This window comes from Erwinia mallotivora (genome assembly GCF_000590885.1).
GTDB classification, from domain to species: domain Bacteria; phylum Pseudomonadota; class Gammaproteobacteria; order Enterobacterales; family Enterobacteriaceae; genus Erwinia; species Erwinia mallotivora.
In genome coordinates, this window is the sequence record NZ_JFHN01000075.1 from 1 (window position 1) to 25651 (window position 25651).

Here is a 25651-nt window from a genome sequence, read left to right on the forward strand (position 1 = left end):
CCTTCTCGCCGGTCGGGCGCATATTACAACAGTATCGGCTACGGGGGCTGTCCAGCGCCGAGCGGCGCGTCAGCGTCCAGGGATCAACCCGATCAGAGAGGTAATTCAGTCCGTAATGCGTTTTTAACTGTGATGCGGATAAATCCCCGCAACGCATATCTTTCGCATTGTCATCGTCCATCCGGTTTTGCGTTTTAAAAATGGTACAGGGAAAGGGTAATGCGCTCATGGTGATACACTCCTTGTGTTATCGTCCGTTGTGGTCAGCACATAAAATATTAACCGTTGAGCGCCGAAAATAATCATTCAGCACGATCAAATGTCCGTAATTTTAGCGGTTATATATGGGCATCGTAATAATAAGGTGAAGGCCTGAGCAACAACCTTCACCAAAAAAACACCCTGCCGGCGTGTTGCTTGCAGGGTGGTTGAAAACAGATTTTTAAACGCCGCCCCCTACGAAGAAGGCGGGTTTTAGCCCGGTGATAAGAACCAGTAAGTCAATCAGCCAGACGGGGTATCGCCGCTTTCAGCCGGGCCAAACACCGAATAGTCCGGGAGCTTCACATTCTGATACAGCTCCCAGCCGCCGCCCAACGCTTTATACAACGCCACCAGATCCAGACTACTCTGCATCCTCGCGGAAATAGCCTGCTGTTGTGCCTGGCTCAGCTGCCGCTGGGCATCCAGTGCGTCGATAAACGATGACAGTCCTTTGGAGTAGCTGTCATTCGCCAGGTTGAAGGCATTCTGAAACGCCTCCACCGACTGGTCCAGTGCTTCAACCTGCTGTTGATCGCTACGATAGCTGACCAGCGCATTTTCCACATCCTGCAACGCGGTCAGCACTGTCTGACGATAGTTCAGTGCCGCGCTCGCCTGCTCAGCACGCGCCATCTTCACCCCCGATACCAGACGGCCTCCCTGAAATATCGGGATGGAGACGGACGGGCCAAAGCTGTAGAAATGACTGCTCCAGTTATCCAGATAACTGATATCAGTATTGCGCATCCCGAACTGGCCGGTGAGCGACAGGTCCGGAAACAGCTGAGCCACGGAAACACCAATATTGGCCGTCGCCTCATGCAGTTTAGCTTCCGCCTGACGCACATCAGGGCGGCGTCGCGCCAGGGTAGAGGGCAGGCCGACCGGCACGGCTTTTGGCAGAGCAGGCATCGCTCTGACCGTCATCAACTCGGCATCCAGCGCGCCCGGTGCTTTGCCCGTTAATACTGCCAGCCCGTTCATCGCCTGGTGGATCTGCGCCTGATATTGCGGCAGTTGCGCGCGCAAAGAACTGAGCTGGGCACGGGCATTTTCCACATCCATCAGCGGTGCCAGACCGTTTTTCTGCTGGCTTTGCGTCAGATCCAGCGTCTGCTGCGCTACCGAAATCTGCGTTTCCAGCGTCTGAACAATCGCCTGCGCGCCGCGCAGCTGTAGCCAGGTGCGCGCCACTTCCGCTTCCAGCGACACCAGCGCATCATTGCGGCTCTCCAGCGACTCCTGCTGCTGGGCATCCGCTGCTTCAACCTGGCGGCGAACCTTGCCCCATAAATCCAGCTCCCAGGAGGCATCAAAACTGCCCTGGTAGAGGCCGACAGGCTTGGTCAGCCCATCCAGCGTTGAACTGAGCTGAGGGTTGGTCTGATCGACCTGCTGGTAAACGCCTTTCGACTCCAGCTCACCCTGTAAACCAAGCTGCTGACGTTGGGCGGAAACTTTACCATTAACCGACGGATACCATGCTCCCCGCGCCTGATTAAGTTGCTGACGCGATGCGGCGATACGCAGCACCGCCTGTTGCAGGCTCAGATTTCCGGCGATGGCACGCGTGATCAGACTGTCAAGCTGCGGATCGTTAAACGATTTCCACCAGGCCGGGCTGGTCGCCGTGGCCTGGGGCTTTGAGTCACGGTCCGACGACAGACTGTTAAAAGCAGCGGGCGTGGCGGGTTTTGGCGCCTGATAGTCCGGGCCGACCGAGCAGGCTGAGAGCGCCAGCGTGGCGACCAGCAGCACGCTGAATCGCGAACGCGCAGAAGAAGGGAAAACGTTCATGTCAGTGTGCTCCAGCACTGCCTTCGCTCTTAATTGGCGCAAGCAGTAAACAAAAAGGGATCAGGATCAGCGCAATAACGCTGAGGCCCATAAAAACGTCGATATAAGCGAGGAAACGTGCCTGCACGATCATTTGTTTATAGATCTGGCCGGTTGCCAGGGTGACAGGATCGCCCACCGCCGAGGTAAAGTCCCGAATACCCTGTGCCCAGCGTTCTACCGTCAGATTAAAAGGCTCGTTTAACGGCGTCATGTTATGCACCATGTTTGCGCTGCGCGCCTGCTCCCGTTCGGTGATCATCGCAGTGGAGAGAGAAATCCCAATCGATCCCGCAACGTTACGGCACATGGTAAACAGCGCCGACGCATCGGCATTCAGTCGCTGTGGGATGGTGACAAAAGCGATAGTGGTCAGCGGCACGAACAGGAATCCCAGCCCGATGGTTTGCGCACTGCGCATCAGCACCAGCGTGGTGAAATCCACATCCGGCGTCAGCGTCGCAGAATAGATAAACGACAAAAACAGGCAGGTAAAGCCAAAGGCAATAATCAGGCGGGTCTGCACCAGTGGCATCAGTTTCAGTACCAACGGAATCGACAGCACAATCAGCACTGCGCCCGGCGACAGCACCAGCCCCGACCAGGTGGCGGTATAACCCAGGTCCTGTTGTGCCAGCTGCGGGATCACCACTGAACTGCCGTAAAGGATCATCGCCATTCCTGCCATTAACAGACTGGCAACCCAGAAGTTGCGGTCCTTCAGCACATGCAAATCGACCACCGGTTTTCTGGCGTACATCAGCCAGTAGACTGCGCCTACCAGGCCAATCGCCGTCAGTACGGCAAAGGTGATAATGAAATTTGAATGGAACCAGTCATCATCTTCACCACGATCCAACATTACCTGCAGACAGCCAAGACCGAGCGTAATCAGACCGATGCCAATATAGTCAATGTTCAGTTTGCCTTTTGCCCATTTGCGCTCCCAGGGCGGATCTTCCAGCAGCTGGTAGATGGCCAGCACGCTGATAATGCCAACCGGAATATTGATAAAGAAAATCCAGCGCCAGCTGTAGTTATCCGTGATCCAGCCGCCCAGCGTCGGACCAAGGACCGGTGCAACAATGATGGCAATCGAAGAGAGGCCAAAGGCTTTGCCCCGATCTTCCGGTTTAAAATAGTCCAGTAGCACCGACTGCTGTACCGGCTGCAATCCGCCACCGAAAAAGCCCTGTAGCACCCGAAACAGAATGATCTGCCACAGTTCCGTCGCGATACCACAGAGAAAAGAGCAGATGGTAAACATCACAATGCAGATCAGGAAGAACTGCTTGCGGCCAAAGAGGCGGCTGAAAAACGCCGAGATAGGCAGCACGATGCCGTTAGCCACCAGGTAAGAGGTCAGCACCCAGGTGGACTCGTCATAGCTGGAAGAGAGCGAACCGGCAACGTGTGGCAGCGCCACGTTAACAATGGTGGTATCGAGGATCTCCATAATTACCGCCAGCGTGACCGTCATCGCAACCAGCCAGGGATTGCTGGCCGGTTGCCAGTTTTCGCTGTGACTCATTCCACCGTCACCTCAGGCTCGACCGACAGCCCCAGCGGCAGAGGCTTGTTGGGATCCAGCCCTTCGTCGATAACAATTTTTACCGGCACGCGCTGCACGATCTTCACGAAGTTACCGGTGGCATTCTCCGCCGGGAACGTGGAGAAGCGAGAGCCCGATCCCATCTGAATACTGTCCACATGTCCATGCAGCTTTCTGTCAGGCCATGCATCAATGGTGATTTCAGCTTTGTCGCCGGGTTTCATGCGTCTTAGCTGTGACTCTTTGAAATTAGCGGTTATCCAGACATCCGGGGAAACCAGTGAGAACAACGCGCTACCGGCCTGTACCAGGGTGCCCACCTGCACATTACGTTTGGTGACAAAACCATCGTAAGGCGCACGCACTTCGGTATAGGAGAGATTCAGGCTGGCAGTGTTGAGCTGCGCCTGTGCCTGTTGCACCTGCGACTGACGGGCTTCCACATTGGTTTTCTGCTGACGGATTTGCAGCGCAATTTGCGAGGCGACCTCCACCTGTGCTTTTGCACTTTCCAGTTCGGCTTTTGCGCTTCTCAGCTGTGCGCTGGCCGCATCGATATTGCGCTGGGAGGTGGCACGGGGGTCCACGCCGCGCTGGCGCTTATAATCTTCCTGCGCGTTGAGCATGTTAGCTTCTGCTTTCGCCTGCTGAGCCAGCGCCTGGTCTTTTTGTGCCGGATACTGCACTTCGGACAGCGCCAGCTGGGCCTGAGCCTGATGCAACTGCGCCACCGCCAGCCCAAGCTGCGCCTGAGCCTGATCGCGCTGTGCGGTGTTGTCACGCGGATCGATCACCACCAGCAAATCGCCCTTTTTCACCCGTTGGTTATCACGCACCAGTAATTGCGTCACATAGCCGGAAGCTTTTGGCGCAATGGTGACCGCATCGGCTTCGGTGAAGGCATCATCGGTGGATTCGATATTGCGGGTAGTGAGCCAGAACCACAGTGCAACAACCAACGCAATGACCACCACTATCGCCAGGATAATCAGTGGCTTTTTGCCGGGGCGTTGACGTTCAGATTGTTGGGGATTGTCCTGTTGCTGGGTGTGATGCTGCTGATCATCAGGCTGAGAAGTTGATTGGTTGTCCATAGGTCTCATCGGTTCGCTGTGGACCTCTGTCAGGCCCGCAAAATTTATGCAGCTATAACAATAAGACGTAAAATGACAAAAGTCAGCGTTTCTTTACTTACCAGCCTGATAATGCGTCTATGCCGCATTCAAAGCTAAAAGCAGGCCCCAGCCGACCAGTATGGCCCAGCCCAGCATCGGCACAGAATAGAGATGAAAACGCCACCAGATGCTGCGATCTTCCGCCATCCGCAGGGCAATAAGATTGGCCAGCGATCCGGGAAGTAATCCAAAACCACCAATATTCACCGCCCAGGCCAGTAAGGTACTGGCGGGCAGGCTGTGCAGCAGCAGGATAGTCGCGGGAACGTTACTGATCACCTGCGACAAACCTGCCGCCACCAGATAATGCCCGCCCGCCGGTAACCGGGTTACCTGATGCAGAAGATGCTGAAGTTCCGGTATCTTTGTCAGCAGGAACACATCAATAAACATGGCGATAAACACCGCCAGCAGGCTCCAGTCGATGGTTAACAAAATACGACGGGCAGTTAACAGCAAGACCGCAAACACCACCACCAGTCCCCAACCGGCAAAGTTCAATTCCAGCAGGACGATAAACAGCAGATAAAGCAGCACAGCGGTTATCAGTAACGGGCGCTGCCACTCCTGTTCCTGTTGATGGGATGAGCGTTCAATCTGGCGGCGGGGAAAGCAAAAAAACGTCAGCACCAGCAGGCTGACCATCAGCACCAAAGCCAGCGGCAGCATTTGCCAGACAAACTGGCCGAAATCCATTGCGCCATGTCGCCACAGCAAAATATTTTGCGGATTACCGATTGGCGTCAGCATAGAACCGGCGTTGACCGCCAGCGCTTCAAAGATAATCAGTCGGGAAAGAGGCAGCGCGGAGTACTGCCGCAACGACAGGGTCAGCGGCACCAGAATAAACAGCGCCACATCGTTGGTCAGAAAGGTGGAAAGTAACGCGGCAGCGGCGACAAAAAACAGCGCCAGCGATCGCTGATAACGAAAGCGTTGTATCAGACGCCGTCCCAGCACATCAAAGTAGCCACTGGCTTCAATCGCCTTCGTCAGCATCAGCAGACCACAAAGAGTAATCATGGTCTGCCAGTCTATCGCAGCCGGAAGCTCAGCCAGTGAAAAGGGTGCCAGGCAGGCCAGCAGCAGACCAAGCAACACCAGCAGATGCAGAAAGCGATCGTGCAGAAACGGCCTGAGCAAGGTTGTCATAGAGTCTCACTGAGAGGGATTATTGTCGGCTTTCATAAAATTGCTGGAAAATCGCCAGCGTTTCATCACTCACGTGATGTTCCAGTCCTTCCGCATCCCGGCGGGCAGTGTCGGGACTGATCCCCAACGCCAGAAGAAACGTTTCGACAATGTGATGGCGTTTGCGACTCTCTTCAGCCAGCGCCTCACCTTCTGCGGTAAGAAACACGCCACGGTAGGGGATCTGTTCAATAAGCCCACCACCAGCCAGTCTTTTCAACATCTTCGCTACGGTCGGTTGTGAAACACCCAGACGAGCGGCCATATCCACCTGACGCGCTTCCCCAAATTCACGGATTAAATCGGAAATCAGCTCAACATAATCATCAATAAGTTCACGGCGGTGAGCTTCGCGCACCTGACGAAAACCTTCTACATGCTCTTCAATATCTTTTAATGGCGTGGATACTGCCGTTTTTGCGCGACGACTCATTCAGCTTCCTCATTATTATCACTGACGCACAGACACAGCCGCATCAACCTGGTAGTGCCACATTGTAAACGAAGCTCAAAGAAGCACAAATTTTCACGCAACAGCACTGGCTATGAAATATAGCCTGTGCTATACCTGTGGATAATGTGAACGGAGGAATTCACCATGAATAAACCACTTCTGTTGCAGCTGCTTTGTCGGTCGCCATTTACTCTGCGGCTCCAGCTACTGGAAATGTTAACTGCCAGGCCAGATACGCCAGAATTCAGCCATAAAAAAATCCGCCACTGAGAGCGGATTTTTTTTGCCAGCCGGAGCTGGCAAAGCGGAGACAACTTAGAAGCTGTAACCTACGCCAGCAATCCAGGTGCCAACGTCAACGCTACGGATACGGCTCTGCTCGTAACCAACATCCAGGGCAACGTTTTCGATACCTGGGTTGAACTGCATACCTGCACCGTAAGAGAAGCCAACATCGCTGGAGTCAGATTTGTTACGATCCGGGCCGTTAGCCTGGAATTTACCGTAACCGATACCTACAACACCGTAGATGCTTGCCCAGTCGTTCAGACGGAAAGCAGGACCACCGGTCACACCGTAATACTGAGCTTTGTTGTAAACGCCAGCATCGGTGTTATTTTTAGCAGTGTAAGTCAATGAACCAATCCAACCCAGTGGGTTGCTACCGTCTTCGTAACGGTATTTCAGGTTGAAACCGTTGGCTTTATTCATCACGCCCTGCATATCGCTCTGAGCGTAACCACCGGAAACAGTGCTTTGTGCCATTGCAGAACCAGCAGTTACAGCCAGCACACAAGCTAATGCGGAAAGACATGCAATTTTTTTCATAACCACCTCAAATGTGAAAATACTTATCTCCTGACAACCCTGAAAATATAACAAAACTCAGAAAGAAACTCTGCCCCGATTTTGTTGTCCAAGACAAAGTTTGGTGTAACAGGACGTTAATGAAGTTTCATATGTCATTCTTTTTTCTTATAATTTAAGAGTTCCCTCAGGCTTTTAACCACTGTGTAAAAAAATGTTCATCCGGTTAATTCTTAATTGATTTTGACGCTTCTTTACTGAAAAAAAGCTTCTGCTGACAGGTTACAGACTTTTTTATGTCAGATATTGAAGGTTTGTCTCCGCTGTCCGTTACACTGTAAGCACTCTCCCCTGCATGGACAAAAAAGGTTGGTCTACAGGATGTTTTCTTCATCTTCTTCACGTTCCCCACTCTGGCTGCCTGTTCTGGTTTTGTTAATCGCCATGACCTCCATTCAGGGGGGAGCCGCTCTGGCTAAAACCCTGTTCCCACTGGTTGGAGCGCCAGGTATTACCGCCCTGCGCCTGGGGCTGGGCACGGCAATCTTATGTATTATTTTCAAACCCTGGCGTCTGCGATTTACCCGTCAACAGCTCATCCCTCTGCTGATGTATGGCCTGGCGCTGGGGGGAATGAATTACTCTTTTTATCTGGCGCTTCGCACTATTCCACTGGGCATTGCCGTCGCCCTGGAATTTACCGGGCCACTGGCGCTGGCGCTGGCTGGTTCACGAAGACCCCTCGATTTTGTCTGGGTGCTGCTGGCACTGTTGGGCCTGTGGCTTCTGTTGCCGCTCGGTCAGGATATTGCCAGCATAGACCTGCATGGCGCATTGCTGGCGGTACTGGCCGGTGCATTCTGGGCAATTTATATTTTGTGTGGACAGCGGGCAGGCGCGCAGCACGGTCCGGCAACGGTAGCAATGGGGTCTTTGATTGCCTCACTGGTTTTTGTTCCTCTCGGTCTGACCTTTGCCAGCAGTGGGATCTGGAATCTTTCCCTGTTACCCATTGCCCTGGCTATTGCGGTCCTGTCCAGCGCTCTGCCCTACTCTCTTGAGATGGTGGCATTAACCCGCCTGCCGGCCAGGATTTTTGGCACGCTGATGAGCATGGAACCCGCTATGGCAGCACTTTCAGGAATGTTGTTTTTGGGTGAAATGCTCACCATGATGCAGTGGCTGGGGCTGCTGGCCGTGGTGCTGGCATCGGTGGGTTCAACGCTGACCATGCGACCAGCAAAATCGAAAATTACCCCAGTCAGTGAACGGCGAGAGTAATCCCGCCGTTTTATTTATCAGGCAGAACCGGCCAGAAAGGAATTACCGGCGAATGAGGGTTATTAATTAAACCAATGACATAGCACCAGCATTTATCTGACAGAATAACTGTAAACAAATTTTATAAAAATAGCGTCATCTCATAAACAAAAAACCAAAAATATCAATACATTATATAATTTTTTTAACTGATAATCTTTATCATTATTATTCAGGGAGAGAATAACCCTCATTTATTTCCCCCGACATAACCTGAGGAAAATACAATTTAACCGATAGGCATTAACTTTCCGGCAGAGTTAAAAACTGGTGCTATAATGATTGCTTAGCTTTAAGGTCAACGCCTATTAAGAGGATATTAATGATGAGTACCGCTAAACTGGTTAAAACGAAATCTTCTGATTTGATTTACACCCGTAACAACGTGGCCGACGATGAAAAAAGAGCCACCATTGAGGTGCTTAATCGTCTGGTAACAGAGTTTATTGATTTATCGCTGATCACCAAGCAGGCCCACTGGAATATGCGTGGTGCAAACTTTATTGGTGTTCATGAAATGCTGGACGGGTTCCGTACTGCTATTACCGATCATCAGGATACTATCGCCGAGCGTGTGGTTCAGCTGGGCGGCGTGGCGCTGGGTACAACTCAGGTCGTTAACGACAGAACGCCACTGAAGAGCTACCCACTAAATATTCATACTGTGCAGGACCATCTTAAAGCCCTGGCTGAACGTTATGCGGTCGTTGCTAACGATACCCGCAAGGCGATCGGTGAAGTTGAAGATGAAGACACGGCGGATATCTTCACCGCCGCATCCCGCGATCTGGATAAATTCCTGTGGTTTATCGAATCAAACATTGAATAATTGTCACAGGCCGCTCGCGGCCTGTTAGCGTAACAATTAACGGGCAGATGAATAATTCATCTGCCTTTTTCTTTTCCAATGCCGCTCCTTCCTGTCGCTTCCCGCCATTCGTCTCTCCATGAAGTTGGTATTTATTTCCAGTCTGGTTACAGACTCTTTGCACAGTAATAAAAATTACTAACTATTTTAAATAAAATTAACAGTATTATTAACCAAAAAAACAGAATTTAGTCGATGATTTGACTTAAAATGCTGCATTAAATATATTCCGTAAAGGTGGCATATTTTTTTCATATGGATGCTGGCATTTAATCGGGTACGCATTCCGCCTGACGCATAAGGAACACAGAATGAAGTCAATTGTTAAATTCTCACTGGCTGCGCTAACGTTGGCGTTTGCTTTCTCTTCTGCTGCTGAAAAAAAACTGGTGGTGGCAACGGATACCGCTTTCGTCCCCTTTGAGTTCAGGCAGGGCAACAAATATGTCGGCTTTGACGTTGAGCTGTGGGATGCCATTGCCAGTCAGTTGAACATTGATTACACCCTCAAGCCGATGGATTTCAGCGGCATTATTCCCGCCCTACAAACGCGCAATATTGATGTGGCAATGGCGGGCATTACCATCACTGAAGCGCGTAAACAGGCTGTCGATTTCTCCGATGGCTACTATAAAAGTGGCCTGCAAGTCATGGTCAAAGCCAGTAACGATCAGATTAAAAACCTCGACGATCTGAACGGTAAAGTGGTGGCGGTGAAGAGTGGGACGGGTTCGGTGGAATACGCCAAACAACATATCAGGACCAAAGACCTGCGCCAGTTTCCTAACATAGATAATGCTTACATGGAGCTGGCTACTGGCCGGGCAGATGCCGTGCTGCATGATACGCCAAACATCCTCTACTTTATCCACACGGCAGGCAAAGGCCAGTTCAAAGCTGTCGGCAGCTCACTTGAAGCACAGCAATATGGTATTGCCTTTCCAAAAGGTAGCGATACGTTGCGCGAACAGGTTAACAGTGCACTGAAGACGTTGCGCGAAAATGGCACCTGGAACACCCTCTACAAAAAATGGTTCGGCACCGAACCTGAATAATTTCTTTGTCAGACTTTTGCAGGCCCTCGCGTCTGCCTTTCCCCCCGCTACGGGGTATTGAACCGGAGAAAGAATAATACAGTTTGACTGGAGTGCTATCTGGCCTTCAATTCCTGCCCTGCTTGAGGGGGCAAGGCTGACCCTGTGGATATCGGTACTGGGCCTGGCAGGCGGCCTGATTATTGGCCTGCTGGCCGGTTTTGCCCGCGCTTATGGTGGCTGGGCTTCACGTAATATCGCCCTGGTATTTATCGAACTGATTCGTGGTACGCCGATCGTGGTGCAGGTGATGTTTATTTACTTCGCCCTGCCGATGGCATTCAGTGACCTGAGAATCGATCCTTTCAGCGCGGCAGTGATTACCATTGTCATTAACTCCGGTGCCTATATTGCAGAAATCACCCGCGGTGCGGTGCTTTCTGTTAACAGAGGGTTTCGCGAAGCCGGGCTGGCGCTGGGCCTTTCGCACCGTGAAACCCTGCGCTATGCCATCATGCCGCTGGCGCTTCGCCGTATGTTGCCACCGCTGGGCAACCAGTGGATCGTCAGCATCAAAGATACCTCACTGTTTATCGTTATCGGCGTTGCTGAGCTGACCCGTCAGGGGCAGGAAATTATTGCCGGCAATTTTCGCGCGCTGGAAATCTGGAGCGCCGTGGCCGTTATTTATCTGATTATTACCCTGGTGCTGAGCTTTGTTCTGCGTCGCATTGAAAGAAGGATGAAAATCCTGTGATTGAATTTAAGAACGTCTCAAAACATTTTGGTGCAACGCAGGTGCTGCACAATATCGATCTGACCATCAATAAAGGAGAAGTGGTGGTCATTATTGGCCCGTCCGGCTCGGGTAAGTCCACCCTGCTACGCTGCATTAACAAGCTGGAAGAAATAACCAGCGGTGAGCTGATTGTCGATGGTCTGATGGTCAACGATCCTAAAGTCGATGAGCGGCTGATCCGTCAGGAAGCCGGTATGGTTTTCCAGCAATTTCACCTTTTTCCACAGATGAGCGCGCTGGATAATGTGGCATTTGGTCCAATCCGCGTGCGCGGGATGAAAAAAGAGCCCGCTCACCAGCTTGCCAGAGAGCTGCTTGGCAAAGTCGGTCTTGCGGAGCGCGCCCACCATTTTCCTTCAGAATTATCGGGAGGCCAGCAGCAGCGAGTGGCGATTGCCCGCGCACTGGCCGTCAGGCCAAAGATGATGTTGTTTGACGAGCCGACCTCGGCGCTGGACCCGGAGCTACGCCATGAAGTGCTGAAAGTCATGCAGGATCTGGCAGAAGAAGGGATGACAATGGTGATTGTGACGCATGAAGTCGGCTTTGCGAAAAAAGTCGCCTCAAGGCTGATCTTTATCGATAAGGGGCATATTGCTGAAGATGGCCATCCGGACCAGCTGATTGATAACCCTCCCAGCCCGCGACTTCGTGAGTTTTTGCAACACGTATCCTAAGAAAATGACCGCTGAGAAAAGTTGACGGGCTGCCCCGCTCCCGTCACTTTTCTTCCCGATTAAACGCGGGACATCAGCCGCTCCCGCTGCGGTTTTTCCTGGAAGGTCCAGGCGACAAAGCGACTTTGCTTCTGCCCCTGGGCCATATTAATCGTGCGTACCGCCGTGGCCCCCACCTGTTCCAGCGCCCGCCATATTTCCGGCAGGTTTTCTTTGCGCGAGACCAGCGAGGTAAACCAGATGCACTGACGGGCAAAAAGAACGCTTTCGGTAATCATCCGGCTGATAAACGCCTTTTCACCCCCGTCACACCAGAGTTCAGCCTGTTGACCGCCAAAATTAAGCGGCGCACGGCTGTCGAGCCCGAGGTTGCGCACCTTACGCCGGCTGCCCTGCTGTGCCTCATCGGCAGAGGCGTGAAAAGGGGGATTGCAAATCACCGCCTGATAATAATCGTTCTTGTGAATGATGCCGTTAAAAATTGCCTGGGGATCTTTCTGCCTGCGCAGGCGCACCGTCCGGTTCAGACCTGCATTAGCAGCAACAATCGCACTGGCGGATCGCATCGCCTCTTCATTGACTTCACTGCCGGTGAAACGCCAGCCATACTCATTCTGACCAATCAGCGGATAGATGCAGTTGGCCCCGCAGCCAATATCCAGCACATTAATATTGCGCGGTGGCACGGCTTTGTTATCTTCCGCCAGTAAATCCGCCAGATAGTGCAGATAATCAGCCCGACCGGGTATCGGCGGACAGAGAAAACCAGCCGGAATTGTCCAGTGCGCAATCTGGTAAAAATGGTGCAACAGCGCCTGATTCAGCATCCTGACCGCTGCCGGATTGGCAAAATCCACCGATTCATCGCCATACTGATTCACTGCCACAAACTCTGCCAGCGCAGGATGCGTGGCGATAAGTGCAGCAAAGTCATAGCGGCCCCGATGACGATTGCGGGGATGCAGTGGGTTCTTTTCGGCGGTGTTTTTCATGGGCGGCTCTCTTGTCTGAAGGCGCGTAAGATACCTGCTGCCACGGCAATCGTAAACCATTGTCGCTTATTTCCGCCCCGTCACGCTGAGGGGTAAACATAGTAACCAGGGAGTTCTGATGACCCGTTCCCGCCACTATTATCAACCCCGGCTTGGCCACGGTCTGCCACACGATCCACTCAACGCCATCATTGGCCCCCGGCCGATAGGCTGGATCAGTTCACAAAGCAGCCAGGGTGAACGCAATCTTGCACCCTACAGTTTTTTTAACTGTTTTAATTATCAGCCGCCGGTAATCGGTTTTGCCAGCCAGGGCTGGAAAGACAGCGTGGCGAATATCCACCAGACGGGTGAATTCGTCTGGAACCTGGCAACGCGCGATCTGGCCGTGGCGATGAACGAAAGCTCCGCAACGGTGCCACCGGGTGAGGATGAGTTTATGCTGGCTGGTGTCAGCGCCCTGCCCGCTCGACTGGTCAACGTCAGCATGGTGGCCGAAAGTCCGGTGAATTTCGAGTGCAGGCTCACTCAGCTGATTCAGTTGCAGGATGCAGCGGGCAACCAGTTGGATCAGTGGCTGGTACTGGGAGAAGTGGTGGCGGTACATATCGACAGCAGCCTGCTGGAGGATGGCGTCTACCAGACGGCAAAAGCCCGGCCCATTCTGCGCGCTGGCGGGCCAACGGCTTACTACGGTATCAGCGAGGATTTGCGCTTTGATCTGCTCCGCCCCGATGCGCGAAAATCCTGAGCCTGATGCCATCATCGCCGCTGCTTTTTGCTATGATGCGCACTCTTTTTTACCGTCATGGAGCGATCAATGAAAAGAATAGCCATCGACATGGATGAGGTTATTGCCGATTTTCATCCCAAAATGGTACGGACAGTTAACCAGCATTTTGCCACCCCCCTCAGCCTCCAGGATCTCAATCTGTTCAGCCTGCACCGGGAAAAACCGGAACTCCTGCAACAGATTATGCTGCTGCTCAGCGATGCCGATTTTTTTGCCGATCTGGAGGTGATTGCTGACAGTCAGCAGGTGATCGCCGCCCTGAGCCAGCACTATGAGGTGTTTATCACCACTGCCGCCATGGCAATGCCCAGCTCGTTCAACGCGAAATTTCAGTGGTTAAAGCAGCACTTTCCGGCGATAAAACCCAGCCATATTGTTTTCTGTGGCGATAAAAGTATTATCCGTGCCGACTATATGATTGATGACAACGCCTTCAATTTTGAGAATTTTTGTGGCGAGGGCATCCTTTACTCTGCACCACATAACCAGCATGTGACGGGCTACAAACGGGTGAATAACTGGCAGGAAATAGCCAGTCTCTTGCTGCCAGACTCACGCCTCTGACCTGGCCGGTCAGGGCCGGAGCAAGGCGTCGATAATGCTCTTCAGCACCGGCTGCAATCTGACGGCCTGCTGCTGCTGCCAGGCATATGGCGGCAGTTCATTCATATAGTTCAGTTGGGCCAGCTCAAGTTGTAACGCATGAATATTCTCTGCGGGCCTGCCCCATGCTCGGGTGATGTGGCCGCCCTTAAAGCGACCATTCACCACCCAGCTGAACGCTGACTGGGCGGCAAACAGATCTTCCAGTCTGGCAGTGAAGCGCGGATCACAGCTCAGCCCACCGTTGGTGCCAAGGTTCAGATCCGGCAACCTGCCGTCGAACAACCGGGGGATGACGGAGGCGATAGAGTGCGCATCAAACAGCAGCGCATAGCCAAACTGTTGTCTGATGCGCCTGAGTTCCTCACCGATTTTGTGATGATACGGTGTCCAGATATTTTCCAGATACCCCTGACGCTGAGCCGCCGTCGGGGCCATGGCGGGCCTGAAGGTAGGCGTGCCATCGAACAGGGTTTCCGGATAAAGCCCGGTGGTGGCGGTGGTGTAGAGCGCAGCATTGTCTGCCGGACGGTTCAGGTCGATAACCAGGCGGGAATAGTTTGCCACCAGCACGCTGGCACCCATTTCATACACAAAATCGTACAGCTGTGGCAAATGCCAGTCGGTATCCGGCAGGCCCTGCGCAGCTGCACTCAGCCCCTGTGCCACTTCATCGGTCAACGCCGTACCGGCGTGAGGAATACTGATCAGCAGGGGTAATCTTCCCTGGATAAATTCATACGGTTTCATCGCACTCTTTCTCCCCTGAACACCACCTGACAGGGCAGCTGCCCTCCCAGCCAGTAAGCCAGTTCTGCCGGACGTTGCAGCGGCCAGTGAACAAAGTCGGCAAATTTTCCCACCTCCAGCGACCCGTGCGTCGTTGCCAGCCCAAGCGCTCTGGCACCGTGCAGGGTGACCCCTGCCAGTGCTTCTTCCGGGGTGATACCGAACAGAGTACAGGCCATATTCAGCATCAACCTGAGCGACAGCGCAGGAGACGTACCGGGATTGGCATCACTGCCCAGCGCCATGGGTACACCATAGCGGCGAAACAGTTCGATCGGCGGGCGCTGCCGTTCGCGCAGCAGATAAAATGCGCCGGGCAGCAACACCGCCACCGTGCCGCTGGCTGCCATTGCCGCCACATCACTCTCGGTGGCGTATTCCAGATGATCGGCGGAAAGCGCATTAAATCCCGCCGCCAGCGCACTGCCTCCGAGTGATGAGAGCTGTTCAGCATGCAGTTTGACCGGCAGTCCCAGACGCCTGGCGGCGTCAAACACCCGTTCCACCTGTGACGGTGAAAACGCCAGATGCTCACAGAATGCATCCACCGCATCGGCCAGCTGCTGTTGCGCCACCTGCGGCAGCAGCTGCTCACAAATCAGGGTGATCCAGCCGTCCGGATCGCGGAGAAACTCGGGGGGGATGGCGTGAGCAGCCAGACAGGTGGCGCGCAGCTGCGCCGGGACCTGCTGTTCCAGCTGACGGATCGCCCGCAACATCCGCAGCTCCGTCTGCTGATCCAGACCGTAACCGGATTTAATTTCCACGGTGGTCACGCCCTCTGCCAGCAGATGCTCCAGTCGCCAGGCCGCGCTGCTGACCAGTTGCTCCAGACTGGCGCGTCGGGTGGCATCGACTGTCGAAAGAATACCGCCACCCCGTGCCGCAATGTCACTGTAACTCACGCCATTGAGACGCTGCTCAAACTCATCGCTACGGTCGCCGCCAAATACCAGGTGAGTGTGGCAATCGACCAGCCCCGGCGTGATGATCCCGCCATCAAAACGGCTACGGACTTCGGCTTTAATCTGCTTTGCGCCCTCTCGCGGCCCAATCCAGACGATCTTATCGCCGGAAACGGCCAGCGCGCCGTCGTTGATGATGCTGTATTTCCCGCCCTGCATGGTGACAATATCCGCGCCATACCACAGGTGGTCACAGCGAAGTTCTTCGCTCATTGTCTCTCCCGGCTTTACTGCTGACCTATAAGTATGTATATGTATATACAAGCACATTATCCGGGAAACAACCACCATGAGTCACTTTTTTGCGCCCCGCGCCCTGCTGGCCGATGGCTGGCATCGTCACGTATTGATTGAGGTTAACGCCGACGGCAGCCTGCACAAGCTGACCCCCAACGCCTCAGCCGGAAACGCGCAATACCTGCATGGCACGGTGATCCCGGCAATGGCAAATCTGCACTCTCATGCTTTCCAGCGAGTGATGGCCGGGCTGGCTGAAGTGGCGGCTGACCCGCAGGACAGCTTCTGGAGCTGGCGCGACCTGATGTATCGCATAGTGGCACGCCTGACGCCGGAGCAGGTTGGCATCATCGCCAGCCACCTCTACGTGGAGATGCTGAAAGGCGGTTACACCCAGGTGGCTGAGTTTCACTATCTGCACCATGACCCGCACGGCCAGCCTTACCCGGCTGATGAGATGCTGACGGCGCTGACTGCCGCCGCTGAGCAGGCCGGAATCGGACAGACCCTGCTGCCGGTGCTTTACAGCTATGCCGGATTTGGTGCACAACCGCCGCAGCCTGCACAGCAACGTTTTATCCAGGACAGCGACCGCTATCTGCAACAACAGCAACGTCTGCAACAGCTGATTGCCGGTAAGCCACTGCATCAGCGCGGGATCTGTTTCCATTCGCTGCGGGCGGTCAGTGAAGTGCAGATGCGTGAGGTGCTGGCCGCCAGCCCCACCGATCTGCCCGTGCACATTCACGTTGCCGAGCAGGAAAAAGAGGTGAGTGACTGTCTGGCCTGGAGCGGTGAACGGCCGGTAAGCTGGTTGTTTAATCGCTTTCATCCTGATGCCCGCTGGTGCCTGATCCATGCCACGCATCTCGATAAAGAGGAAATTTCCCGTCTGGCTGCCAGCCAGGCGGTAGCCGGACTTTGCCCAACCACCGAAGCCAATCTGGGGGACGGAATTTTCCCGGCCACGGACTATATCAGCCAGGGAGGACGCTGGGGCATCGGGTCTGACAGCCATGTCTCGCTGGATGTGGTGGAGGAGCTGCGCTGGCTGGAATATGGTCAACGTCTGCGGGATCGTCGACGTAATCGCCTGACCTCACAACAGCATACCGCGACGGGGGACCTGCTTTATCAGCAGGCACTGGCAGGTGGTGCGCAGGCCTGCGGCGTGAAGATGGGATGTCTGGCACCGGGTTACCGCGCCGACTGGCTGGTGCTGGCTGACGATGCGCTGCTGGGGGGCACCGATGACAGCGCGCTGCTCAGCCGCTGGCTGTTTGCCGGGCATCGAGGTCAGATCCAGGATGTGTATGTCGCGGGCAACGCGGTGATCTGCCAGGGACAACATCCACGACAGCAGCAGATTGCAACGGCTTTCCGCCAGGTGCTGGAGGCGCTGAAATGATCCATTTCTTTGACACTCAGACGTTACCGCTCAGCCGCTGGCGTAACGGCGGAGGTGAAACGCGGGAGATTATCCGCATTCCGCCTGATGCGGAAAACTTCAGCTGGCGGGCCAGTGTTGCGACCATCACCGCCGACGGAGACTTTTCATTCTGGCCAGGTATTGACCGGGTGATTGTGCTGTTAACCGGTGACGGTATCGCATTGCACAGCGACACGGCTCACAGTCTGATACTGCGCCAGTATCAGCCCTGGGCTTTTGCTGGTGAAGAGTCGATAAAGGCAAAACTGACCGCAGGCACCAGCACCGACTTCAACCTGATGGTCCGCCGGGCAACCCATCAGGCGCAGGTCAGGCGGATGAGCGAGGCTTTCACGCCTGAGCCTTCTGGCGATGGGCTGGTGTATGTGCTTTCCGGGACGTGGCAGGCGGGTGATCGTTTGCTCCACCAGGGCCAGGGCGTCTGGTGGCAGCCGGACGATAATGGGTTGTTTGCCAGCAATAAAGATCTTTGGCTGCACCCGGCGAGCGACGGAGCCCTGCTGCTGCTGGCAGAGATTGTTGCCAGCTGAAGCCGTCTCAGGCCGCGGGCAAACCGCCGACCGGCCTTTCAGCCGTGCCCTTTAAATCTGCCGAGCAGCTTGTATCTGGAGCCGGGATAGAGCAGCCGGGCGGCGGTGACCACCTTTGCTTCGCTCCAGGTCTGACGATGGATAAGCAGGCAGGGCTCGGTGGCGTCCAGCGCCAGCAGGCTGCACTGCTGAGCATCCGGCAATACCGCTTCCACGATATGCTCACCGGCCGTGAGTGGGGCGACGCGCATCAGATAGATGTAAGGCGTCTGTTGAAGATAATCCTGACGCAGATAATCGGGGGCCGCCTGCGGATTGACCAGGCGGTCTTCCAGCTGCACTGGCAGGTCGTTTTCATAATGAACAATCAGCGAATGAAACGCCGCACTGCCCAGGGACAACCCCAGTAAGGCCGCCTGCTCTGCATCGCAGCGAATCTCACCCAACGCAGCAATCTCACAGCGGTGGCGATGCCCACGCTGCGCAATCTCTTCCGCAATATTGTGGACCTCAAGCATCGCGGTATAGCCTTTCGACTCGGCGACAAAAGTGCCAACGCCCTGCATCCGGATCAGGTAGCCCTCGCTGGTCAGTTCGCGCAACGCCCGGTTAATCGTCATCCGGCTGACGCCCAGTTCAGCGACCAGCTCACTTTCGGAAGGGACGCGCTGATTCGGCTGCCAGACGCCTTCCGCAATCTGACTGATAATTGCCTGTTTGACCCGTTGATAGATGGGCGCTGGCTGATCGCTCATGGCAGCGGAGAGTTGTGAAACGGCAGTCTGTGCGGCCATCACGGTATCCTTACTGAAAATTATGGCGGCAGTGTAGCGAGCGGAAGCTTAAATGTATAGACATCTGTAGTCAGCACGCCGAATTGTATAGACAAGATTATACATATCTGGTTCACTGCGAAACATGCTCTGTTTTTTTCAATAACCCATTGCCGCTGATCCTCAGGGGACAGGCGCAAAAGAACTTGTCTATACAGGAGTATACCATGTCAGTCACCCCACATAATTGTCAGCTGGCACCAGGTGAAGTCGGGCTGACCACACTGAAACGCATCTGGCAGGGCAACGTGCGCCTGTCACTTGATGAGGATGCCCTTGCGCGTACAGATGCCGCCCGCAGGACGGTGGACGCTATCGTCAACGCAGGAAAAGTGACCTACGGCATCAACACCGGCTTTGGCAAGCTGGCGCAGACCACTATTCCGGCACAGCGTCTGGCGGAGCTGCAACGCAACCTGGTACTGTCTCACAGCGTGGGGATTGGCGAACTGCTGCCCGATGATGTGGTTCGGGTGATTATGGCCTGCAAAATTATCAGTCTGGCCAGGGGTCACTCCGGCGTGCGTATCGAACTGATTGAGGCCTTGTTGGCCCTGTTTAATGCCGGAGTCATGCCCTGTATTCCGGAGAAAGGCTCGGTAGGGGCATCGGGCGATCTCGCGCCGCTGGCGCATCTCTCGCTGATGCTGCTGGGCGAAGGCGAGGTCCGGGTGGCGGGCAAACTGATCCCGGCCGTCGAGGGGCTGGCGCTGGCCGGGTTGCAGCCTTTCGTACTGTCCCCGAAAGAGGGACTGGCGCTGCTGAACGGCACCCAGGTTTCCACCGCACTGGCGCTGCGCGGCCTGTTTGAAGCCGAAAATGTGTTTGCGGCCGGGCTGGTGGCGGGTGCGCTGTCGCTGGAAGCGATAAAAGGCTCGATTAAACCGTTCGACAGACGTATTCATGAAGCCCGTGGTCAACAGGGACAAATCGCGGTGGCGGCGGCGGTCAGCACCTTGCTGGATGGCAGCGAGATTCTCCACTCTCATGCGGAGTGTGGGCGCGTACAGGATCCCTACTCCGTGCGCTGTGTGCCACAGGTGATGGGCGCCTGCCTCGATAACCTCAGCCACGCCGCCCGCATTCTGCAAATTGAAGCCAATGCCGCTTCAGATAATCCACTGGTGTTCAGTGACAGCGGTGAGGTGATTTCCGGCGGCAACTTCCACGCCGAGCCGGTGGCGTTTGCCGCCGATATTATCGCCCTGGCGGTGGCCGAAATCGGGGCCATCTCTGAACGGCGCATGGCCCTGCTGCTGGACAGTGCGCTCTCCGGCCTGCCGCCCTTTCTGGTCAACGATGGCGGCGTCAACTCCGGGTTTATGATCGCCCAGGTGACGGCCGCCGCGCTGGCCTCCGAGAACAAATCACTGGCCCATCCGGGCAGCGTTGACAGCCTGCCGACCTCGGCCAATCAGGAAGATCACGTATCGATGGCGACCTGGGCCGCACGTCGGCTGGGCTCTATGTGTTTTAACACTGCGGCGGTGGTGGGCATTGAAGCAATGGCTGCCGCTCAGGGCATTGAATTCCATCGCCCGCTACAGAGTTCAGCCCCTCTTGAACGCGAACTGGCCGCCCTGCGCCAGCGCGTGGCATTTCTTGCAAAGGATCGCCTGATGGCACCCGATATTGAACAGATGCGTTTATGGGCCAGCGGCGACAGCTGGCCTGCTCCGGTTGCGGCACTGCTGCCCAGCCGGGCGCTCGCTTCCGCTACCCTGAGGAATCAATGATGAGTGAGAGATTAAGCAACGCCGTGGCCCGCGTGATCCGTGCGCCGCATGGCAATCAGTTGCACTGTGCCAACTGGTTGATTGAGGCCGCCTTTCGCATGATCCAGAACAACCTCGATCCCGATGTGGCCGAGCGCCCGGACGATCTGGTGGTCTACGGTGGCATCGGCAAAGCAGCCCGCAACTGGCCCTGCTTTGAGCAGATCCTGCGCACATTGCAGCTGCTGCAACCGGACGAAACCCTGCTGGTGCAGTCCGGCAAGCCGGTCGGCGTGTTTCGCACCCATGCCGATGCCCCACGCGTATTAATCGCCAACTCCAACCTGGTGCCCCACTGGGCCAACTGGGACCATTTTAACCAGCTGGATAAAGCCGGTCTGATGATGTACGGCCAGATGACCGCCGGTTCCTGGATCTACATTGGTGCGCAGGGCATTGTGCAGGGCACCTGGGAAACCTTCGTCGAGGCGGGCCGCCAGCATTATAACGGTGACCTGCGCGGCAAATGGATCCTCACTGCCGGACTGGGCGGAATGGGCGGTGCGCAGCCGCTGGCGGGCGTGCTGGCGGGCGCATCGGTGCTGGCGGTTGAGTGTTAGGAATCGCGCATTGATTTTCGACTGCGCACCCGCTACCTCGACTATAAGGCGCATAGCCTTGATGAAGCGCTGGCGATGATTACCCGGGCGAATCAGGAACAACAGGCCATTTCTGTCGGTCTGTTGGGCAACGCGGCAGAGATCCTGCCGGAACTGGTTGAACGCGCCCGCAAAGGTGGCATGAAGCCGGATATCGTCACCGACCAGACTTCGGCTCATGACCCGCTCAACGGTTATCTGCCCGCGGGCTGGAGCCTGGAACAGTGGCATGACGCGCGCCAGCAGCATCCCAAATCGGTGGAAAAAGCCGCACGGGCGTCGATGGCGGTTCACGTGCAGGCGATGCTCGATTTTTATCATATGGGCATCCCCACCGTTGATTATGGCAACAACATCCGTCAGGTGGCGCTGGATGAAGGGGTGAAAAACGCCTTTGACTTCCCCGGTTTTGTCCCCGCCTACATTCGCCCGCTGTTCTGTGAAGGCAAGGGCCCGTTCCGCTGGGTGGCGCTCTCCGGTGACCCGCAGGATATCTTTAAAACCGATGCCAGACTGAAACAGCTGTTCCCGGATAATAAAAATCTGCACCGCTGGCTGGATATGGCGCAGGAGCGCATCGCCTTTCAGGGGCTGCCCGCCCGTATCTGCTGGCTGGGCCTGGGTGAGCGTCATCTTGCCGGGCTGGCGTTTAATGAAATGGTGCGCAATGGCGAACTGAAAGCTCCGGTGGTGATTGGTCGCGATCATCTGGATTGTGGTTCGGTGGCATCGCCAAACCGCGAAACAGAAGCCATGCAGGATGGTTCTGATGCCGTTTCCGACTGGCCGCTGCTCAATGCTCTGCTGAACACCGCCGGGGGGGCCAGTTGGGTCAGCCTGCATCATGGCGGCGGCGTGGGGATGGGCTTCTCACAACATGCCGGGATGGTGATTGTCTGCGATGGCAGTCGGGAAGCTGACCAGCGTCTGCAACGGGTGTTATGGAACGATCCGGCAACCGGCGTGATGCGCCATGCTGATGCAGGCTACGAACTGGCGCAACAGTGCGCTATCCGGCATCAGCTTAATCTGCCCATGATTGACTGACGATGACGGACTGGCCTGTTGCGGCCGGTCCGGCGTGTCATCCCCCATCCTCCTGCCTTTTTATGCTACTTTAAGTCAGCCCGTTGCCAGAAACGGTCACCTGAAAAGGAGAGGATATGACTATTCCCGCATCGCTGATTGAAGAGGCCATCGGCTGGCGCAGAGCGTTTCACGCCACACCGGAACTGGGCTACCAGGAACATATCACCTCACGCCGGGTGGCGGAACTGCTGCAAACCTTCGGACTTCAGGTTCACACCGGCCTGGCCGGCACGGGCGTGGTGGGTACGCTGGAAAACGGCCCCGGCGACGCCATTGGCTTTCGTGCCGATATGGATGCCCTGCCCCTCAGCGAACTGGGCGATGCGCCCTGGCGTTCCACCCGCGCCGGGGTGATGCACGCCTGTGGTCACGATGGTCACACGGCGATGCTGCTGGCAGCGGCGCGTCACCTCAGCACCACCCGCAACTTCAGCGGCACCCTCCATTTTGTCTTTCAGCCCGCCGAGGAGAACCTTGGCGGCGCACGCAAAATGGTGGCCGACGGACTGTTTGAACGCTTTCCAATGGCGGCTATTTACGGAATGCACAACTGGCCGGGGCTGCCGGTGGGACATCTGGCGGTCAACAGCGGTGCGATGATGGCCTCGCTTGATGCCTTTTCCATTACGCTGCAAGGAAAAAGCTGCCATGCGGCGATGCCGGAAAACGGTGCCGATCCGATTGTGGCTGCCGCCCAGTTGATTCTGGCACTGCAAACCATTCCTGCGCGCCGCCTGTCACCGCTGGCGTCGGCGGTGGTGAGCATCACGCAAATCAACGCGGGTGATGCAATTAATGTCATCCCGGAGGAGGTGGTACTGCGCGGCACCCTGCGCTGCCTGCAAAGCGAAGTGCGGCAAAACGTGCGCAGGATGATCGAAGAGTTTGTCACTACCCTGACCGCCCCGCTGGGTATTGCCGGTCGCATCAGCTGGCTGACCGATTATCCTGTCACCTGTAATCACGCCGCCGAAGCGGAAAAAGTGCGTGACTGCGCGCTGTCACTGCTGCCCGCAGAGCAGGTGCACTGGGAGATTAACCCCTCGATGGCCTCGGAAGACTTTGCCTGTATGCTGGAAGCCTGTCCGGGAGCCTACTTCTGGATCGGTGCCGATGGGCCAACCCCCTCCAGGCCGCTGCACAATGCCCACTATGATTTTAACGACCAAATCATCGCTGAGGGTGTCACCCTGTGGACCACGCTGGCTGAACGACGCCTTCCGGTTGACAGGGCCCGGCACGATACAGCATAAAAGCGCGACGAAACCCTCAGTAAGGAAACATCAATGGACACCATTGCACCGGTTGAACTGGATAAAGCTTATCGTTTAATCAATCACGGCCCGACGATCCTGCTGTCTGCGCGACATCATGGCTGTGACGACGTGATGGCGGCGGCCTGGGCTTGCGGGCTGGACTTTTCGCCGCCAAAACTCACCGTGGTGATTGATAAAATCGCCAGAACCCGCCAGCTGGTTGAAGCCAGCGGAACCTTTGTCATTCAGGTTCCCTGTGTGGCACAGATTAAACTGACCCACGCCGTTGGCACCCGCAGCCTGTTTACCGAGCCGGACAAACTGGCGACATGCGGCGTGGAACTGTTCAGTTTTGACGGTTTTGATCTGCCCTTCGTCCGTGGTTGTACAGCATGGCTGGCCTGCCGACTGATAGCCGAACCGCACAATCAGCAGGCACACGATCTGTTTATTGGCGAAGTGACCGGGGCCTGGGCAGACACCCGCGTATTCCGCGACGGTCACTGGCATTTCGACAGCGCCGACCCGTCGCTTCGCAGCCTGCATTATGTGGCAGGCGGACAGTTCTGGGCCACCGGTGAATCGCTGAATGTCACCCAGAGCGGCGGGGAGAGTGCGTGAAAATGATGGCTCACCAGCACCGCCTTATCCTGCCCGGCTGAGCCACAGACCCGCACACAACAACCGGGCAGTTTCAGACAACGCTTCAGCGCCCGAAATGCTTTCCGGCGCTGACCGAGGCCATCGTTCAGTACCCCAGCTTCTCCAGCAGCATCAGCCCCTCATCGACGGTGGCTGCCCGTCCGGTTGCCACATAGCAACAGGCTATCTGCAGACGTAGCGACTGCGGAACAGCGACTTCACGTCGCAGGCAGCGGGCGATCCATTCGGCCGTGGTAACGGCATCTTTTGCCTGCGGCAACCCGTCGTGAGGAATATCGAACGCCTGCTGACGGGGCAGTAACAGTTGAGGCTCGGCACCGGCAATCAGGCTGATGGACGGGCAACGCAGCGGGCTGGCGTAGACTTCCCCTTCTGTACCATTCAGCAACAGCGCACGCCCGGCAATGGTCTGGAAGAATTTCCCCACGCGGGGAATATATTCCGGATGGGAGACGCTGGAGAGACGCAACGCGGCCTGTTCTGCAAAAGGCGTCAGCAATTTAGCCAGCGTGTGGGCGCTGTTACGCACCCCCATCCGCCAGCGCAGCGCCAGCTGTTTTTCCAGTGGCGGGCAGAGCGCCCCGACCGGCATAAATACCGCTTTACCCTGCCCGAGCCTGGCCTGCGCTTCGGCGGCGGTGGTGACCGGCGGCATATCCAGCGCGGCGAAGATGGCTTCGCTGGTGACCCGTGTCGGATCGTCACTGACGCCGTGAACCACCACCGGAAAGCCGGCGGCATTGAGCAGCAGCGCCAGCAGGGGCGTCAGGTTGCCCTGCTTACGTGCGCCGTTATAACTGGGGATCACCACCGGCATCGGCAGACCGGCAGGCGGCGTCAGCTTCAGCACCCGCTCCTGCATCGCCTGATAAAATCCCGGCATCTCCTCTTCGCCTTCGCCTTTGATGCGCAGGGCAATCAGGATGCTGCCCAACTCAAGATCCGGCACCTCGCCGTCCAGCAGGCGGCAATAGAGCTGATATGCGGTGGTAAAATCGAGATCGCGGGCGTGATTTTTACCGCGCCCCACTTCTTTGATGATTTTTTTGTATTCCATAACCTTACTCAGTCAGAAAATTGGCGGCCACGGATACTGGCCC

At 55.8% G+C, this 25651-nt stretch carries 25 protein-coding genes and 1 pseudogene; 14 read left to right on the top strand and 12 right to left on the bottom strand.

The window, feature by feature from the left end:
* From BG55_RS20065 to mntR, 6 genes are all read right to left on the bottom strand, one after another.
* A partial coding sequence (locus BG55_RS20065) for a DUF3289 family protein (protein ID WP_034941384.1) occupies positions 1-229 on the bottom strand: 229 nt, incomplete at its 3' end.
* A gap of 275 nt (positions 230-504) precedes the next feature.
* Positions 505-2061, bottom strand: a complete 1557-nt coding sequence (locus BG55_RS20070) for an efflux transporter outer membrane subunit (RefSeq protein ID WP_034941386.1) — start codon at positions 2059-2061, stop codon at positions 505-507.
* 1 nt (position 2062) lies between these two features.
* Entirely contained in the window at positions 2063-3631 is a 1569-nt protein-coding gene (locus BG55_RS20075) for a DHA2 family efflux MFS transporter permease subunit (protein WP_034941388.1), read from the bottom strand.
* Positions 3628-4746: an HlyD family secretion protein gene (locus tag BG55_RS20080; protein WP_235192806.1), complete on the bottom strand. Its 1119-nt coding sequence runs from the start codon at positions 4744-4746 to the stop codon at positions 3628-3630. Before BG55_RS20080 ends, BG55_RS20075 begins: the two co-directional genes overlap by 4 nt.
* A gap of 117 nt (positions 4747-4863) precedes the next feature.
* Entirely contained in the window at positions 4864-5979 is a 1116-nt protein-coding gene (locus BG55_RS20085; RefSeq protein WP_034941394.1) for an SLC13 family permease, read from the bottom strand.
* A gap of 19 nt (positions 5980-5998) precedes the next feature.
* Positions 5999-6451: a manganese-binding transcriptional regulator MntR gene (gene mntR / locus BG55_RS20090; protein ID WP_034941397.1), complete on the bottom strand. Its 453-nt coding sequence runs from the start codon at positions 6449-6451 to the stop codon at positions 5999-6001.
* 165 nt (positions 6452-6616) lie between these two features.
* On the opposite strand from mntR, the gene BG55_RS23420 reads away from it, so the two are divergent.
* On the top strand, positions 6617-6742 hold the full coding sequence (locus BG55_RS23420; protein WP_261641632.1) for a hypothetical protein: 126 nt from the start codon (positions 6617-6619) through the stop codon (positions 6740-6742).
* A 45-nt stretch (positions 6743-6787) separates the two neighbouring features.
* Here the strand turns inward: BG55_RS23420 and ompX are convergent, their stop codons facing one another.
* Positions 6788-7300 (bottom strand): outer membrane protein OmpX, encoded by a 513-nt coding sequence (ompX, locus tag BG55_RS20095; protein ID WP_034941399.1) that lies wholly within the window; start codon positions 7298-7300, stop codon positions 6788-6790.
* A 360-nt stretch (positions 7301-7660) separates the two neighbouring features.
* Here ompX and rhtA point away from each other — a divergent pair, with 360 nt between their 5' ends.
* The 5 genes from rhtA to glnQ all read left to right on the top strand — a co-directional run bounded on the left by rhtA (position 7661) and on the right by glnQ (position 11977).
* Complete coding sequence (gene rhtA, locus BG55_RS20100) at positions 7661-8560, top strand: threonine/homoserine exporter RhtA (protein WP_034941401.1); 900 nt, start codon at positions 7661-7663, stop codon at positions 8558-8560.
* 364 nt (positions 8561-8924) lie between these two features.
* The gene (gene dps, locus BG55_RS20105) at positions 8925-9428 is read left to right on the top strand and encodes a DNA starvation/stationary phase protection protein Dps (protein ID WP_034941403.1); all 504 of its coding nucleotides are present in this window, start codon (positions 8925-8927) and stop codon (positions 9426-9428) included.
* 350 nt (positions 9429-9778) lie between these two features.
* The gene (gene glnH, locus BG55_RS20110) at positions 9779-10522 is read left to right on the top strand and encodes a glutamine ABC transporter substrate-binding protein GlnH (protein ID WP_034941406.1); all 744 of its coding nucleotides are present in this window, start codon (positions 9779-9781) and stop codon (positions 10520-10522) included.
* 76 nt (positions 10523-10598) lie between these two features.
* A complete protein-coding gene (gene glnP / locus BG55_RS20115) occupies positions 10599-11258 on the top strand; it encodes a glutamine ABC transporter permease GlnP (RefSeq protein WP_034941408.1) in 660 nt (219 codons plus the stop codon).
* Complete coding sequence (gene glnQ, locus BG55_RS20120; RefSeq protein WP_034941410.1) at positions 11255-11977, top strand: glutamine ABC transporter ATP-binding protein GlnQ; 723 nt, start codon at positions 11255-11257, stop codon at positions 11975-11977. Before glnP ends, glnQ begins: the two co-directional genes overlap by 4 nt.
* 59 nt (positions 11978-12036) lie before the next feature.
* Here glnQ and rlmF read toward each other — a convergent pair whose 3' ends face one another.
* Positions 12037-12969, bottom strand: coding sequence for a 23S rRNA (adenine(1618)-N(6))-methyltransferase RlmF (gene rlmF, locus BG55_RS20125; RefSeq protein WP_034941413.1), 933 nt, complete (start codon positions 12967-12969; stop codon positions 12037-12039).
* 118 nt (positions 12970-13087) lie between these two features.
* Between rlmF and BG55_RS20130 the strand changes: the two genes are divergently transcribed.
* Positions 13088-13720 carry a flavin reductase family protein gene (locus BG55_RS20130; RefSeq protein WP_034941414.1) on the top strand — a complete coding sequence of 211 codons (633 nt, stop codon included), beginning with the start codon at positions 13088-13090 and terminating at the stop codon, positions 13718-13720.
* 69 nt (positions 13721-13789) lie between these two features.
* A complete protein-coding gene (locus tag BG55_RS20135) occupies positions 13790-14326 on the top strand; it encodes a 5' nucleotidase, NT5C type (protein ID WP_034941416.1) in 537 nt (178 codons plus the stop codon).
* A gap of 9 nt (positions 14327-14335) precedes the next feature.
* Here the strand turns inward: BG55_RS20135 and hutG are convergent, their stop codons facing one another.
* Both hutG and hutI read right to left on the bottom strand, forming a co-directional pair.
* The gene (gene hutG, locus BG55_RS20140; protein WP_034941417.1) at positions 14336-15115 is read right to left on the bottom strand and encodes an N-formylglutamate deformylase; all 780 of its coding nucleotides are present in this window, start codon (positions 15113-15115) and stop codon (positions 14336-14338) included.
* Positions 15112-16332 carry an imidazolonepropionase gene (gene hutI, locus BG55_RS20145; protein WP_034941420.1) on the bottom strand — a complete coding sequence of 407 codons (1221 nt, stop codon included), beginning with the start codon at positions 16330-16332 and terminating at the stop codon, positions 15112-15114. The genes hutG and hutI overlap by 4 nt, the downstream gene beginning before the upstream one ends.
* Before the next feature lie 76 nt (positions 16333-16408).
* Here hutI and BG55_RS20150 point away from each other — a divergent pair, with 76 nt between their 5' ends.
* Positions 16409-17764 carry a formimidoylglutamate deiminase gene (locus BG55_RS20150; RefSeq protein WP_034941424.1) on the top strand — a complete coding sequence of 452 codons (1356 nt, stop codon included), beginning with the start codon at positions 16409-16411 and terminating at the stop codon, positions 17762-17764.
* A complete protein-coding gene (locus BG55_RS20155; protein ID WP_052018970.1) occupies positions 17761-18336 on the top strand; it encodes a HutD/Ves family protein in 576 nt (191 codons plus the stop codon). Before BG55_RS20150 ends, BG55_RS20155 begins: the two co-directional genes overlap by 4 nt.
* 38 nt (positions 18337-18374) lie before the next feature.
* Here the strand turns inward: BG55_RS20155 and hutC are convergent, their stop codons facing one another.
* Positions 18375-19130: a histidine utilization transcriptional repressor HutC gene (gene hutC / locus BG55_RS20160; RefSeq protein ID WP_034941427.1), complete on the bottom strand. Its 756-nt coding sequence runs from the start codon at positions 19128-19130 to the stop codon at positions 18375-18377.
* 206 nt (positions 19131-19336) lie between these two features.
* Between hutC and hutH the strand changes: the two genes are divergently transcribed.
* From hutH to BG55_RS20180, 4 genes and pseudogenes are all read left to right on the top strand, one after another.
* Positions 19337-20905, top strand: a complete 1569-nt coding sequence (hutH, locus tag BG55_RS20165) for a histidine ammonia-lyase (RefSeq protein ID WP_034941433.1) — start codon at positions 19337-19339, stop codon at positions 20903-20905.
* Positions 20905-22590: pseudogene (hutU, locus tag BG55_RS20170) on the top strand (urocanate hydratase). Before hutH ends, hutU begins: the two are co-directional and overlap by 1 nt.
* Before the next feature lie 116 nt (positions 22591-22706).
* Entirely contained in the window at positions 22707-23885 is a 1179-nt protein-coding gene (locus BG55_RS20175; RefSeq protein WP_034941434.1) for a M20 aminoacylase family protein, read from the top strand.
* A 33-nt stretch (positions 23886-23918) separates the two neighbouring features.
* Positions 23919-24509: a flavin reductase family protein gene (locus tag BG55_RS20180; RefSeq protein ID WP_034941435.1), complete on the top strand. Its 591-nt coding sequence runs from the start codon at positions 23919-23921 to the stop codon at positions 24507-24509.
* Between the two features lie 127 nt (positions 24510-24636).
* Here the strand turns inward: BG55_RS20180 and ybiB are convergent, their stop codons facing one another.
* Positions 24637-25608: a DNA-binding protein YbiB gene (gene ybiB, locus BG55_RS20185; protein WP_034941436.1), complete on the bottom strand. Its 972-nt coding sequence runs from the start codon at positions 25606-25608 to the stop codon at positions 24637-24639.
* Between the last annotated feature and the right edge of the window lie 43 nt (positions 25609-25651).

Coding starts and splice junctions, on each gene's coding strand:
- BG55_RS20070 (WP_034941386.1), bottom strand. CDS start 2,061: ATGAACGTTTTCCCTTCTTCTGCGCGTTCGCGATTCAGCGTGCTGCTG.
- BG55_RS20075 (WP_034941388.1), bottom strand. CDS start 3,631: ATGAGTCACAGCGAAAACTGGCAACCGGCCAGCAATCCCTGGCTGGTT.
- BG55_RS20080 (WP_235192806.1), bottom strand. CDS start 4,746: ATGGACAACCAATCAACTTCTCAGCCTGATGATCAGCAGCATCACACC.
- BG55_RS20085 (WP_034941394.1), bottom strand. CDS start 5,979: ATGACAACCTTGCTCAGGCCGTTTCTGCACGATCGCTTTCTGCATCTG.
- mntR (WP_034941397.1), bottom strand. CDS start 6,451: ATGAGTCGTCGCGCAAAAACGGCAGTATCCACGCCATTAAAAGATATT.
- BG55_RS23420 (WP_261641632.1), top strand. CDS start 6,617: ATGAATAAACCACTTCTGTTGCAGCTGCTTTGTCGGTCGCCATTTACT.
- ompX (WP_034941399.1), bottom strand. CDS start 7,300: ATGAAAAAAATTGCATGTCTTTCCGCATTAGCTTGTGTGCTGGCTGTA.
- rhtA (WP_034941401.1), top strand. CDS start 7,661: ATGTTTTCTTCATCTTCTTCACGTTCCCCACTCTGGCTGCCTGTTCTG.
- dps (WP_034941403.1), top strand. CDS start 8,925: ATGAGTACCGCTAAACTGGTTAAAACGAAATCTTCTGATTTGATTTAC.
- glnH (WP_034941406.1), top strand. CDS start 9,779: ATGAAGTCAATTGTTAAATTCTCACTGGCTGCGCTAACGTTGGCGTTT.
- rlmF (WP_034941413.1), bottom strand. CDS start 12,969: ATGAAAAACACCGCCGAAAAGAACCCACTGCATCCCCGCAATCGTCAT.
- BG55_RS20130 (WP_034941414.1), top strand. CDS start 13,088: ATGACCCGTTCCCGCCACTATTATCAACCCCGGCTTGGCCACGGTCTG.
- BG55_RS20135 (WP_034941416.1), top strand. CDS start 13,790: ATGAAAAGAATAGCCATCGACATGGATGAGGTTATTGCCGATTTTCAT.
- hutG (WP_034941417.1), bottom strand. CDS start 15,115: ATGAAACCGTATGAATTTATCCAGGGAAGATTACCCCTGCTGATCAGT.
- hutI (WP_034941420.1), bottom strand. CDS start 16,332: ATGAGCGAAGAACTTCGCTGTGACCACCTGTGGTATGGCGCGGATATT.
- BG55_RS20150 (WP_034941424.1), top strand. CDS start 16,409: ATGAGTCACTTTTTTGCGCCCCGCGCCCTGCTGGCCGATGGCTGGCAT.
- BG55_RS20155 (WP_052018970.1), top strand. CDS start 17,761: ATGATCCATTTCTTTGACACTCAGACGTTACCGCTCAGCCGCTGGCGT.
- hutC (WP_034941427.1), bottom strand. CDS start 19,130: ATGGCCGCACAGACTGCCGTTTCACAACTCTCCGCTGCCATGAGCGAT.
- hutH (WP_034941433.1), top strand. CDS start 19,337: ATGTCAGTCACCCCACATAATTGTCAGCTGGCACCAGGTGAAGTCGGG.
- BG55_RS20175 (WP_034941434.1), top strand. CDS start 22,707: ATGACTATTCCCGCATCGCTGATTGAAGAGGCCATCGGCTGGCGCAGA.
- BG55_RS20180 (WP_034941435.1), top strand. CDS start 23,919: ATGGACACCATTGCACCGGTTGAACTGGATAAAGCTTATCGTTTAATC.
- ybiB (WP_034941436.1), bottom strand. CDS start 25,608: ATGGAATACAAAAAAATCATCAAAGAAGTGGGGCGCGGTAAAAATCAC.